The sequence below is a fragment of the Cellulomonas sp. SLBN-39 genome (assembly GCF_006715865.1).
Lineage (GTDB): Bacteria > Actinomycetota > Actinomycetes > Actinomycetales > Cellulomonadaceae > Cellulomonas.
This window is the reverse complement of sequence record NZ_VFOA01000001.1, coordinates 1,470,948-1,483,022: the sequence shown is the minus strand read 5'-3', so window position 1 is coordinate 1,483,022 and position 12,075 is coordinate 1,470,948. Positions and strand designations below refer to the sequence as shown.

Genomic DNA, 12,075 nt, shown 5'->3' with positions numbered 1-12,075 from the left:
CCCATGCTCGGCACCGTCCTGCACGCCCCCGGCGACGTCCGCGTCGAGGAGCTGCCCCGCCCGACGATCCAGAAGCCCACCGACGCTGTGATCCGCCTCGCCGCGGCCTGCGTGTGCGGGTCGGACCTGTGGCCCTACCGCGGGATCGAGCGGCTCGCCGAGCCCCGGCCGATGGGCCACGAGTACGTCGGTGTCGTCGAGGAGATCGGCGCGGACGTGCGCACCGTGCAGGTCGGCGACTTCGTCGTCGGCTCGTTCTTCGCGTCCGACAACACGTGCGAGACGTGCCGCGCCGGGTACCAGACGTCGTGCGTGCACCGTGACTTCGTCGGCGGGTCCCAGGCCGAGCTCATGCGCGTGCCGCTGGCCGACGGCACGCTCGTCGCCACCCCCGGCACACCCGACCCCGACCTGATCCCCTCGCTGCTGGCCGCGTCGGACGTGCTCGGCACCGGCTGGTTCGCCGCCGTCGCCGCCGAGGCGGGACCGGGCAAGACCGTCGCCGTGGTCGGCGACGGCGCCGTGGGCCTCCTCGGCGTGCTGGCGGCCCGGCAGCTGGGCGCCGAGCGGATCATCGCGATGAGCCGGCACGCCGACCGGCAGGCCCTGGCCCGCGACTTCGGCGCGACCGACGTCGTCGCCGAGCGCGGCGACGAGGGCGTCGCGCGGATCAAGGAGCTCACCGGCGGGCTCGGCGCGCACAGCACCATCGAGGCCGTCGGCACGCAGGAGTCGATGATGCAGGCGATCCGCGCGACCCGCCCCGGCGGGCACGTCGGCTACGTGGGCGTCGCGCACGACGTCGCGCTGCCCGGCGACGAGCTGTTCTTCTCGCACGTCCACCTGCACGGCGGCCCCGCCCCCGTCCGCCGGTTCCTGCCCCAGCTCGTCGACCTCATCTGGACCCGGCAGATCGACCCCGGCAAGGTCTTCGACCTCACGCTCCCCCTCGCCGACGCCGCCGAGGCGTACCGGGCCATGGACGAGCGCCGCGCGATCAAGGTCCTGCTGCAGCCCTGACCCGACCGACACCCGAGGAGACCCCGTGAAGATCACCCGTGACGGGCAGACCGCCCGCGGCCCCGCCGACTGGTTCACCGGCGACGTGCTCGTCGACACGGTCCGCACCCCCGACGAGCAGACCGCCGTCGGCTGCGCGCACGTGCGCTTCTCCCCCGGCGCCCGCACCGCCTGGCACTCCCACCCGCTCGGGCAGACCCTCTACGTGACCGACGGCGTGGGTCTCGTCGCCCGCCGCGGGGCCGGGCCCGTCGAGATCCGCCCCGGCGACGTCGTGGTCGTCGAGCCCGGCGAGGAGCACTGGCACGGCGCCGCCCCCGACCGCTTCATGGGGCACGTCGCCCTGCACCAGGCCGACGCCGACGGGCAGGTCGTCACCTGGCTCGAGCACGTGACGGACGCGGAGTACGGCACCGCGACGATCTGACCACGTGGCGTGCGGCCCTGGGGCCGAACGGCCTCCCCGGTCGGCGGGTCCGCGGTACGGTCGCCCGACCACAGGGCTTCGCACCCGCGAGCGCCGTGGCGACCAGGGGGGACCTGTGGCACGGACGACGGTGCCCGTCACGCTGATGTTCGGGCTCGTGCTGACCGGCGGCCTGGTCGCCGGCTGCGCGGAGCAGGAGCCCGGCACGTCGGCGCAGGGCGCCAGCAGCGGCGGCCAGGCCGCCGGCAGCGTGGAGGACCAGGGCGGGTTGCAGCTCCTCGCCGTCGTGCACGGCGTCCAGCGGAGCATGCTGACGGTCCGGTCGCGCGACCCCCAGGGTTCCGTCGCGACGGTCGTCCAGGACCTCCGGGCCGAGATCGGCGTCGAGCCGCACGACGTCTGGGCCGACGACGACGGGACGATCCACCTCGTCGCGCCGATCGCGATGGAGGAGGTCGACGCCGACGGCTCCTACGGCGACGAGGTCCTCGGCGCATGCCTGGAGGTCACCGCCACCGCGGGTGACGCCGACGGCGACGTCGGAGCACGCGGGACCGTGACGACCCAGCAGGTCGGGTGCCCCGACGACGTCGTGCCGGTCCGCGGGGAGCGAGAGGCCGACCGGCTGGTCGAGGGGATCCCGACGCTGACGGACGACGTCCCGATGCCGATCGAGGAGCCGGGCGTCTGCTTCGGCACCAGCGGGGACTGCCCCGGCGGGTGATCCCGGCGGGGCCAGCACCCGACGGCGTCCTCGCGGCCCGCCAGGACGAGACAAGGGGACCGCCACGGTGCGACGATCGCACCAGTCACGGACCGGGAGGACCCATGATCTACCGCACGACCGTGCTGGCCACCGGCGGTACCACCACGGGCATCCCCGTGCCCGAGGAGGTCATGCAGGCCCTCGGTGGTGGCGGTCGACCCAAGGTCGTCGTCACCATCGGCTCCTTCACCTACCGCACCACCGTCGGCACCCGTGACGGCCGCCGCCTCCTGCCCCTGAGCAGCGACCGTCGCAAGGAGTCCGGGATCGCCGCGGGCGACGAGGTCGAGGTCGACCTCACCCTCGACACTCCCGCCTGACCGACCCGCCCGTCACCCTCAGGCGGACGGGACCGCTCCTCGACGGGCAGGGTGTCGCTGTGGAGATCCAGGTCGTGCAGGCGGACATCACCAGCGTCGAGGTGGACGTCGTCGGACCGCGGTACGGCGTCGACGAACCCGCAGCGGACCTGCTGTCGCTGGCGGTCCCAGACGGCAAGTGCCTGGGCGAAGCGGGCGACCGTCAGATGCCGAGAGACGAACCCGACCAGTGTCCACCGCGGCGGGTTCGGGACAGCTTGGCGCGCGGCCCTGCGGCACGAGAGGCGTCTTGACGCCTGACGCGACGGCGAGCAAGCACTGGTAGCGGCGGATCGTGACCTTGGACGTCGTAGGCCGCCAGCCCAACGCTCGTGCACCAGTGGCCGCGTCGCGTTGTCGCGCGCGCGGCCCTCGCAACTGCACTGTCGGCACCACCGGTCGAGCCCGGCCGGGTCATCGACAACCTGGCCAGCAGACACCGCCCGATCCGAGCGCAGGTCCTGGGCGAGCACGAGCAGGCCGGGCCCGTCCAGGCGGCAGAACGTCGTCAGGTGAACAGGCCCTGCATCACACCCGCGGGAATGGCCTCTGGAGGTGACCCACATCACACTTCAACCCCCCCCGGGAGGTGCCTTGGTGAGACACGATGTTGACCCGCTCACGAATGAGCGTGACGCTCGAGATGACGGGAAAAACGATGAGCTTCCCCGCAAGTCACACTGGTCGCACCCTGCGCCGAACGCTCGCCTCGGGCATGACGGCGGCAATTCTCGTACTGGGCACCACGGGTCTCGCAACGCCAGCATCAGCAGCAACGGCAGACTGCCCGTCGGGATACTCGTGCTTCTGGGGCGACACCGGCTACCGCACCGACTCGGTCGAGAACCGGCTGGTCAGGTTCTATCAGTGCTACCGCGATCTCGAGACCGCCACCTGGTCAGGTACGAGCTCGGCCGCCAACGACCGTGCAAGCTCGGTCTCCAACAAGGGACAGCATGACCCGGCCTACTACTACGTAGATGCGCGGTACCGCGGCCTCTTCTTCCCGCTTCCTTATGGATCGGGCGACGGGAACCTGGGCGACTCGTCGGGGAACGCTCCGGCGAATTTCAACGACAAGATCTCGTCGGCCAGGTTCGCATCGTTCGACACCGACTGCGAGTAGTCACCGGCCGAAACGCTGAAAATTTCCACCAGGAGATGGTGAATGAGATCATTAGTGTCGGTCCGAGCCGTGACCGGTGCGGTCATCTTTGCTGCGACCCTGTCTGGCTGCACGGTCACCGACGGGCCCGTAGACAGCTCGGAGACCGGCAGCAGCGCCGCGACTGCGGGCACCGGGGTCGAGAAGAACCGGATGCAGTGGTCCATGCCTCTCGACACCTACACGATCCCGGGAAAGTACGGCTACGTCACTCACGTGCTGGTCGAGCCGTGCATGCGTGAGAACGGATTCGCCTACGACAGGCCCGACGTCGACGTCACGCGGAGCTCCCCGACCATGAGTGCGAGCGAGCGCAGCCTCTTCAACACCGAGACCGCTGCGCAGTGGGGGTACGGGAGCGCGCCCGATCCGGACGTCGACAAGATCCGAGCGGCGCAGGCCGACGCGATGACCTGGTCGCCCGAGCAGCACGAGCAGTTCAGTGCCTGCACGGCGCAGGCGCGCGAGGTGCTGCCCGAGGACTGGGCCAGGATCGACAGCACCGTAGCAAGCATAGGGATGTCCGCATGGACGGGCGCCAAGAGTGCGCCGGAGGTCGTGGCGGCTGCGCAGGAGTGGGTCCGGTGCATGCAGCCGCTCGGGTTCAGCGACCTCCCCTCCAGCCCCAACAGCGACGACGGCGGGATGCCCACCGACGCCATGGCCGCGACGTTCGGATGGGTCACCGACGGCATGGAGGAGTCCCAGACGCCGGAGCAGCAGGCTGAGGAGATCCGGATCGCCACGTTCGACGCCGAGTGCCAGGAGAGCTCCGGTTACGCCGACGCTCTCTACGAGGCCGAGTGGAGCCGGCAGGTGAGCATCGTCGAGGACAACGAGGACGCGCTCGCCAGGTTGCTGGAAGAGAAGACGGCTTACCTCGCCCGGGTCGACGAGGTCATGCGCGAGGCCGGTCTGGGATGAGGGCACGTCGACGCGGGACGACCGCGCTCGTGGTCGCGGTCGTGGTCGTCGGCGCGCTCGGCGGCGGGTGGTGGGCGGCGACCACGCTGCAGTCGCCCGCGCAGGTGGCCGCGAACGCGGCCCCGCCGCCGCCGGGCGACGTCCTCGCCGCGGTGACGCTCGGGGAGCTGTCCGAGCAGATCACCGCACGGTCGGACGTCGTGCGCGCGTCAGCGACGACCGTCGGCATCACGCTGGGCGCCGACCCGCAGAGCGTGGTCACCGAGGTCAGCGTCCCGCCCGGGTCCGAGCTCACGGCAGGAGCGTCGGCCCTCGAGGTGAACGGCCGCCCGGTCATCGCGACGACAGGTGCGTTCCCCTACTACCGCGACATGGTCGAGGGCGACACCGGGCCCGACGTCGAGCAGCTGCAGCGCTTCCTGGTCAGCCGGGGGTTCTCCACCGGGGGCATCGGGCCGTTCGGGCCGCAGACCGCGCGGGCCGTGCGCGAGCTCTACCGGGCCGCCGGGTACGAGCCGCTGGAGCGGGAGGGCGAGGCGTCCGCCGATGCGCCCCCCGCGACGACCGAGACGGACAGTGCGGCCGCCACGGAGGGGGAGGCCGCACCGGCCGCACCCGTGGCGCCGAAGACGCTCGTCGTCGTCCCGCGCAGCGAGCTCGTCGTCGTCGGATCCCTGCCCGGCGTCGTCAGCGCAACACCCGGGCTCGGCACGGTGCTGACCGCGGACAACGCCACGCTCACCGTCGGCGAAGGCGCGATCGTCGCCAAGGCCAAGGTCGCCGTCTCCGTCCTGCCGGTACTCACGGAAGGGATGGCCGTGACCCTCGTGGGCGGCGACGGCACGCTCGTCGACGGCACGCTCGGACCGATCCCCGCACCACCGACCGGCGCCGACCAGGCGCCCGAGGTCGAGATCACCCTCAGCACCGGGCCCATCGACGCGGCGTGGCTCGGCACCAACGTGCTGACCACGATCACCGTCACGTCCGTCGCCGAGGAGGCCCTGCGCGTCCCGGCCCGCGCCGTGACCCTGCACGCGGACGGCACGGCAACCGTCCTGCGCCAGGAGGACGACGGCACGTTCGTCGACGTCGAGGTCCGCGAGACCGGCAGGCTCGGGGGCACGAGCGCCGTGGAGCCCGTGACCGCGGGCACCCTCTCCGCAGGGGACCAGGTGAAGGTCGGTTGACGACCTTCACGCTCCTCGGCATCACCAAGACCTACCCCGGCGCGGAGCCCGTGCACGCGCTGCGCGGGATCGACCTGACGATCTCGCCGGGGGACTTCGTGGTCGTCGAGGGCCCCTCCGGCAGCGGCAAGTCGACGCTGCTCAACGTGCTGGCCCTGCTCGACGCGCCCACCGGCGGGCGCTACCTCATCGACGGGCAGGACACCGCCGACCTCGACGAGCGCGACCGGGCACGGCTGCGCGGGGAGATCTTCGGGTTCGTCTTCCAGGGCTTCCACCTGATGGACCACCGCACGGTCGTCGACAACGTCGAGCTCGGCATGTACTACGCGGGCGTGCCGGCCGACGTCCGGCGCGAGCGCGCCCTGGCAGCCCTCGACCGTGTCGGACTGGCGAGCACCGCGCACCGCCGGGCGAGCGAGCTGTCCGGCGGGCAGCGCCAGCGGGTGGCGATCGCGCGCGCGCTCTCCGTCGGATCGGGTGTCATCGTCGCCGACGAGCCCACCGGCAACCTCGACACCGAGACCAGCCAGACGATCCTGGGGCTCCTGCGCGAGCTGCACCAGGCCGGGACGACGGTCGTGCTGGTGACGCACTCCCCCGAGATCGCCGCCGGCGCCCCCCGGCGGGTGCTGGTCCGCGACGGGCTCATCGTCTCCGGGCCTGGTGCCGCCCCGACGACCCCACCCCGGAAGACGCCCGAGCCGGTCACGACCCAGGCCCCGCGGCGTGGTCTGTCGCCGCTCTCGATCGCCCGCGACGCACTCGCGTCGCTCACCTCCCGCCCGGGACGCACGGCGGCCCTCGCCTCGTCGGTCGCCGTCGGCGTCGCACTCGCCCTGACGACCGTCGGGCTCGCCGGATCGGCGCAGGCACAGGTCTCCGAGCGTTTCGACGCCCGGGTCAACCGCGCGGTGACCCTCACCCTCGAGGTTCCGGACCCCGCGGCCGGCATGCCGGTCGTCACGGACGGCACCGCCGAGGGCGTACCGCCCGACGCGCTCGCCGCGCTCCAGGACCTGCCCGGCGTCGACCACGCCGCGCTGCTCACGCACCACGACTCCGTCGACGTCGCCCTGCCCGGCGGCCTGACCACCGGCATCTCCGTGTTCCTCATGGGGGCGACGCCCGACATCGCCCAGGCCGCCGAGCTCGACGTCCGCTGGGCGGGCGGGGCCCCGACGGCGCTGCGCGACGACGAGGTGCTCCTCGGGCAGACCGTGGCCGACGCCCTCGACCTCGGCCCCCTCGACGCCCGGCCCGCCGTCGTCATCGACGGTCGCTCGTACGTCGTGCGCGGCATCGTCGACCTGGGGATCCGCGTCACCAACGTCGCCCAGTCGGTGATCACCACCGCCGACGTCGCCACCGGCATCCGCCGCGCCGGCACCCAGGACGTCTACCTCGTGACGGCCACCGGCGCCGCCCGCCAGGTCGCCCAGCAGGCGCCGCTCGTGCTTCGCCCCCAGGCCCCGGACTCGTTCGTCCTCACCGTCCCGCCCGACCCCGCGACCCTGCGCGGCGAGGTCGAGAGCGACGTCCGCACCATCCTGCTCGTCCTGACGGGTGTCGCGATCCTCGCCGCAGTCGTGTCCCTGACCAGCACCATGACCATGTCGGTGCTCGAACGCTCGCGCGAGTTCGGCATGCGCCGAGCGATCGGCGCCCGCGCCCGCGACGTCAGCTCGCTCGTGATGACCGAGGCAGCGCTGGTCGGAGCGACCGGCGGCGCCGCGGGCGCGGCCATCGGTGTCCTCGCCCTCCTCGCCATCACGATCGCCCGCCGCTGGACGCCCGTTCTCGACGTCGGACACATCCCCCTCGCCCTGCTCGGCGGGGTCGCCGTCGGCATGATCGGCGGCGTCGCCGCATCCGTCCGCGCGCGCCGCATCCAACCCAGCGAGGCCCTCCGTAGCTGATCGGTTGGTCCCGCGCCCCGGAGTCGGTCGTCGACGCCCCGCGTGGGCTCGACCTGGCACTCAGCCGTGCCACCTGACGATCGCCCTCGACGGTCGGCGCGCGGACCTGTGCGGGACCGGCAGAGTGTCGTCGTGGAGATCGAGGTCGTGCAGGCGGACATCACCAGCGTCGAGGTCGACGTCGTCGTCACCGCGGCGAACAGCCCGCTCATCGGCGGGGGTGGTGTCGACGGCGCCGTCCACCGGGTCGCGGGGCCCGAGCTGCTCAAGGCGCTGCGCCCGTTGGCGCCGTGCCCGGTGGGTGGCGCGGTCATCACGCCCGCGTTCCGGTTCCCGCCGCCGGTGCGCCACGTCGTCCATGCCGTCGGCCCGCGGTACGGCGTCGACGAACCCGCCGCGGAGCTGCTCGCCGGCGCGTACCGCGCGAGCCTGGCGCTCGCGGACCAGGTCGGCGCCGAGTCCATCGCGTTCCCGTCGCTGTCGACCGGCGCGTTCCAGTACCCGCGGATGCAGGCCTGCGACGTCAGCGTCCGGGCGCTGCGATCGGCCACCACGACCGTCCGACGCTGCCTGCTCGTCGCGCTCGACCTGAAGACCGCCCGCTTCTGGGAACGGGCGTTGGCGCGGTAGCCGCTCTACCCGCGTCCCGCCTCGTGCCCTTCGAGGAGGTTCGAGACGAAGCGCGCGATGTCGTCACGCAGGGCCGGGTGGGCGCGCGGGTGCGGCGCCTCGCGGGCGACGGCGTCGCGCATCTCGTCGAGCGTGGCTTCCACGAGGTCGTCGGCGTCACGCACGCCCCACGCGCCGATCTCCGCGGCGAGGTTCGCCCGTGTGACTGCAGCGTGGCGGTAGGTCCGGTCGACCGCGAGCGCGAGCTCGCCGTCGTTCGGCAGGTGCGTCTGGGGGACGACGTCGTAGGCGGGTGCGAGGTCGACCGTCCCGTCGCGCCGGTGGACGAGTGCCAGGTTCTTGGCGTGCATGTCGAGGTTGCCGGTGGCGACAGCGAGCACCGTCATGCGCGCCAGACGGCGCACGGCCGCGCGGTCGCCGAGCACGGTGAGCTGGTGGGCCACCCGCGCCAGGGACGCCTTGCCGCCGTACCGCTGGTACTTCTGGTCGCCCTGCAGGCCGAGCGCCTGGTTGAGGTCCTCCTGATGGATCCGTCGCGGCGGCCCGTCGGCGGCCACCTCACGGTCGTAGCGTTCGACGACGAGCGCCGGGACGCCGTCGAACTCGGTGATCGTCGTGGCGAAGGACGTGAGCCCGAGCGCGCGGGCCAGCCGGGCCCCGTACTCCTCGTCGTAGATGATCGTCGGGTGGTCCCGCGAGACGGGCTTGAGGATGTGCGTCGAGGGGTAGCCGTCGAGGGCGCGCGCCCACCCCTCTGCCGTGCGGACCAGGAGGATCTTGTCCTGCACGCCGGCGAGCGTCGACGCGCCCGTGGGCGGCTTGTTGGCCAGCGGGTACGACGCGACGTCCGTCAGCAGCGCACCGACCTCCACCTGCGAGAGCGGCTCGAGTGCGGGGGTCCGCGGCTCGCCGGGGGCCTCGGGGTCCCGGATCTGCAGCGCTCCCGCGACGTCCCGACCGTACGCGCGGAGCATCCCGACGACGTCGTACAGCGGCACGCCGGCCTGCTGCGCGAGCCGCACGAGCATCTGCCCCTCGGGCAGCAGCTCGCGGAAGAAGTTCTGACGCCTCGCCCGCCCGCCCCGGGCAGGCACGGCGGCGAACGGCACCGCGACGGAGAGCACGAGGGAGTCGAGGCCGAACTCGTCGATCGCGTCCGGCGAGGTGACGAAGTCGAAGGTCGGGCCCCGCCCGGTCAGCCACCCGATCGTCGAGCCGTACAGCTCGACCACCAGGTCACTCACGGTCGGTCCGCGGCTCGATCGTCGCAGACAGCTCGGTGCCCGTCTCGCGCAGGACGGCGAAGAGGCGGTCGGTGTAGATCGACGGCTTGCCGGCCTCGATCTCCCAGATGTAGCGCTGCGACGTGCCGATCCGGGCCGCCAGCTCGCGCTGGCTCCACCCGTTGAGCAGCCGCGCCTGCTGGAGGATCCGCCCGAGCGACTCCGGGCTCGTGACCTTGCCTCGCACCGCCATGCCGGACCTCCGCTCGACTACGTCTGAGTAGTCAGACTGATCGACTACCTATCGGTAGTCAAGGACAGTGACTACGAAATACGCGTCATCCGTCTTCTGGTGCCCGATGACCCGCCCCGGCGGTCCGCTCGTCACCTCCAGCGATGCGAGCACATGCAGCGCCGCTCCCAGGCCGTCCTCCGTCGGCCTGCTCCTCACCGCCCCGGCCGACGGCGGGCACCACACTCTGGAGCACCCGTTCGTGCGGCGCGAGGTCGAGCGGATCTCGACCGCCCTCGGCCTCGACTCCCCCTGACCGACCACCTCGACGAGCACGTCGTGCTCGACCCGCGGTACTACGGCACCCTCGGCGAGCCGCACCGCGCGCTGTACGGCGCGGCCCGGCCGCCGAGGCTGAGCGGACCGTTCCACCGTCCGTCGTACTCCGACCCGTGGCGGCCCTGGCCGTGGCGGGTGGGCGCGTCCGTGCATCCTGGCGGCGGCATCCCTGCCGTGCTGGCGGGCGCGATGATCGCGGTGCGACGGCTGCTCAGGGCGGCCCCCGCGTGAGGCGCACGACCCCGTCGGCCCGACCACCGCTCGACCAGCACCTGGGCGCACGTCGCCCGGAGAGGAACGTCATCAGTGATCACTGAGGAGAAGGTCGTCCTGCTCGACGAGACCGGCGGGCACGTCGGCGTGGCGAACAAGGCCGAGGTGCACACCACGGCCACACCGCTGCACCTCGCGTTCTCGTGCCACGTGATCGACGACGACGGGCGCGTCCTGGTGACCCGCCGCGCGTTGCACAAACGCACGTGGCCGGGCGTGTGGACGAACAGCTTCTGCGGGCACCCCGCCCCGGACGAGCCGATGGCGGACGCGGTCAGGCGGCGGGGCGTCGACGAGCTGGGGCTCGCCCTCACCGAGGTCGAGCTGGTCGACCCCGACTTCCGCTACCGGGCGGTGGACGCGTCCGGGATCGTCGAGAACGAGATGTGCCCCATCTACGTCGCGCGCACCGGCCTGGCCCCCGTGGCGAACCCGGACGAGGTGATGGACCTGCACTGGCTGACACCCGCGCAGCTGCGCCAGGCCGTCGAGGGCGCCCCGTTCGCGATGAGCCCGTGGCTCGTGAGCTCGTTCGACCGGATCGCGGGGTTCCTGGAGGCATAGGGGGCCGACGCCGACGACCTGCCCTGCACCCCGAGACTGCTGCCCCCCAGCGGGGACGACGCAGGACCCGGTCAGACCTCGTCGCGCCAGGTGTGCTGCGGGTCGTAGCCCAGCAGGCGACGGGCCTTGTCGATCGACAGGAGCGTCTCCCGGCCCTGGAGCGGGCGCGTCACGGGGACGTCGGGGAGGTGCTCGGCGACGAGCTCGGCCGACGGGCGGTCGAGCACCGTGTCGGGCGAGGCGATGATGAACGCCTCGAACCCGCGCAGGTCGCTCTCGAGGGCGAGCCGGACGGCGAGGGCACCGTCGCGGGCGTCGATGTAGCCCCAGAGGTTCCAGATCCGGCTGCGCGGGTCGGCGGCGAAACCAGGGAACGCGGCGTAGTCACCCGGCTCCATGACGTTCGAGAACCGCAGGCCGATGAGCTTGAGGTCCGGGTCCCAGCGCGCGAAGTGCCGGGCCATCTCCTCCTCGACCGCCTTGCCGAGCGAGTAGGTGCTCTCCGGGCGGACGGCGTACTCCTCGTCGACCGGGACGTACGGCGGCGGCGTGTCGAAGGGCAGACCGAGGACGGTCTCGCTGGAGGCCCAGACGACGTTCCTGATGCCCGCGCGGCGGGCGGCGCTGAACACGTGGTGGGTCGCGACGACGTTGTTCGCGAACGTCGCGCCGCTCGGGCGCAGACCCGGTGCGGGGACGGCCGCGAGGTGCACCACGGCGTCGACGCCGTCGCACCGGTCGTCGATGCCGGTGAGCGCCTCGGTCACCTGGCCCAGGTCGGTGAGGTCGACCCGGCTGAACACCGCCGGCTGACCGTCCGGCGGGAGCGCGGTGTCGACGTTGACCACGTCGTACCCGTGCGCAGCCAGGTGCTCGACGACCGCACGTCCGAGCTTGCCGCTCCCGCCGGTCACGACGACGCGGGTCATGCGCCGAGCCGTCCGCGCGACGGCGTGCCGGGGGCGTGGTCGGGCAGGTTCATACCCCATCAGACCACGGGTGACCGGGCCACGTGCCGTTGCGGGGCACCGGCCGGGGCCCAGG

The 12,075-nt window shown here is 72.7% G+C and carries 16 protein-coding genes; 13 read left to right on the top strand and 3 right to left on the bottom strand.

Annotation, left to right across the window (positions count from 1 at the left end; translation table 11 throughout):
- The first annotated feature begins 3 nt into the window (after positions 1 to 3).
- The 10 genes from FBY24_RS06715 to FBY24_RS06670 all read left to right on the top strand — a co-directional run bounded on the left by FBY24_RS06715 (position 4) and on the right by FBY24_RS06670 (position 8,400).
- Positions 4 to 1,020, top strand: coding sequence for a zinc-dependent alcohol dehydrogenase family protein (locus FBY24_RS06715; RefSeq protein ID WP_142159158.1), 1,017 nt, complete (start codon positions 4 to 6; stop codon positions 1,018 to 1,020).
- Positions 1,021 to 1,045: 25 nt separating this feature from the next.
- On the top strand, positions 1,046 to 1,447 hold the full coding sequence (locus FBY24_RS06710; RefSeq protein ID WP_142159156.1) for a cupin domain-containing protein: 402 nt from the start codon (positions 1,046 to 1,048) through the stop codon (positions 1,445 to 1,447).
- Between the two features lie 115 nt (positions 1,448 to 1,562).
- A complete protein-coding gene (locus FBY24_RS06705; RefSeq protein WP_142159154.1) occupies positions 1,563 to 2,171 on the top strand; it encodes a hypothetical protein in 609 nt (202 codons plus the stop codon).
- A gap of 104 nt (positions 2,172 to 2,275) precedes the next feature.
- Positions 2,276 to 2,533 carry a DUF1905 domain-containing protein gene (locus tag FBY24_RS06700; RefSeq protein WP_142159152.1) on the top strand — a complete coding sequence of 86 codons (258 nt, stop codon included), beginning with the start codon at positions 2,276 to 2,278 and terminating at the stop codon, positions 2,531 to 2,533.
- Between the two features lie 59 nt (positions 2,534 to 2,592).
- Positions 2,593 to 2,826 (top strand): hypothetical protein, encoded by a 234-nt coding sequence (locus tag FBY24_RS19755; protein ID WP_142159150.1) that lies wholly within the window; start codon positions 2,593 to 2,595, stop codon positions 2,824 to 2,826.
- 377 nt (positions 2,827 to 3,203) lie between these two features.
- Positions 3,204 to 3,698 carry a peptidase inhibitor family I36 protein gene (locus FBY24_RS06690; RefSeq protein WP_142159149.1) on the top strand — a complete coding sequence of 165 codons (495 nt, stop codon included), beginning with the start codon at positions 3,204 to 3,206 and terminating at the stop codon, positions 3,696 to 3,698.
- A 69-nt stretch (positions 3,699 to 3,767) separates the two neighbouring features.
- Positions 3,768 to 4,661: a hypothetical protein gene (locus tag FBY24_RS06685; RefSeq protein ID WP_142159144.1), complete on the top strand. Its 894-nt coding sequence runs from the start codon at positions 3,768 to 3,770 to the stop codon at positions 4,659 to 4,661.
- Positions 4,658 to 5,851: a peptidoglycan-binding domain-containing protein gene (locus tag FBY24_RS06680; protein ID WP_142159142.1), complete on the top strand. Its 1,194-nt coding sequence runs from the start codon at positions 4,658 to 4,660 to the stop codon at positions 5,849 to 5,851. Before FBY24_RS06685 ends, FBY24_RS06680 begins: the two co-directional genes overlap by 4 nt.
- Entirely contained in the window at positions 5,848 to 7,770 is a 1,923-nt protein-coding gene (locus tag FBY24_RS06675; RefSeq protein ID WP_142159139.1) for an ATP-binding cassette domain-containing protein, read from the top strand. Before FBY24_RS06680 ends, FBY24_RS06675 begins: the two co-directional genes overlap by 4 nt.
- Positions 7,771 to 7,902: 132 nt before the next feature.
- Positions 7,903 to 8,400 (top strand): macro domain-containing protein, encoded by a 498-nt coding sequence (locus FBY24_RS06670; protein WP_222117214.1) that lies wholly within the window; start codon positions 7,903 to 7,905, stop codon positions 8,398 to 8,400.
- A 5-nt stretch (positions 8,401 to 8,405) separates the two neighbouring features.
- Here FBY24_RS06670 and FBY24_RS06665 read toward each other — a convergent pair whose 3' ends face one another.
- Entirely contained in the window at positions 8,406 to 9,644 is a 1,239-nt protein-coding gene (locus FBY24_RS06665; protein WP_142159134.1) for a type II toxin-antitoxin system HipA family toxin, read from the bottom strand.
- Entirely contained in the window at positions 9,637 to 9,876 is a 240-nt protein-coding gene (locus FBY24_RS06660) for a helix-turn-helix domain-containing protein (RefSeq protein WP_142159132.1), read from the bottom strand. The genes FBY24_RS06665 and FBY24_RS06660 overlap by 8 nt, the downstream gene beginning before the upstream one ends.
- A 106-nt stretch (positions 9,877 to 9,982) precedes the next feature.
- Between FBY24_RS06660 and FBY24_RS19415 the strand changes: the two genes are divergently transcribed.
- The 3 genes from FBY24_RS19415 (at position 9,983) to idi (ending at position 11,031) form a co-directional block, all read left to right on the top strand.
- The gene (locus FBY24_RS19415) at positions 9,983 to 10,171 is read left to right on the top strand and encodes a hypothetical protein (protein ID WP_255432268.1); all 189 of its coding nucleotides are present in this window, start codon (positions 9,983 to 9,985) and stop codon (positions 10,169 to 10,171) included.
- Between the two features lie 23 nt (positions 10,172 to 10,194).
- Positions 10,195 to 10,425: a hypothetical protein gene (locus tag FBY24_RS19410; protein ID WP_255432267.1), complete on the top strand. Its 231-nt coding sequence runs from the start codon at positions 10,195 to 10,197 to the stop codon at positions 10,423 to 10,425.
- 75 nt (positions 10,426 to 10,500) lie between these two features.
- Positions 10,501 to 11,031 carry an isopentenyl-diphosphate Delta-isomerase gene (gene idi, locus FBY24_RS06650; protein ID WP_142159130.1) on the top strand — a complete coding sequence of 177 codons (531 nt, stop codon included), beginning with the start codon at positions 10,501 to 10,503 and terminating at the stop codon, positions 11,029 to 11,031.
- A 71-nt stretch (positions 11,032 to 11,102) separates the two neighbouring features.
- Here idi and FBY24_RS06645 read toward each other — a convergent pair whose 3' ends face one another.
- Positions 11,103 to 11,960, bottom strand: a complete 858-nt coding sequence (locus FBY24_RS06645; RefSeq protein WP_142159128.1) for an NAD(P)-dependent oxidoreductase — start codon at positions 11,958 to 11,960, stop codon at positions 11,103 to 11,105.
- Between the last annotated feature and the right edge of the window lie 115 nt (positions 11,961 to 12,075).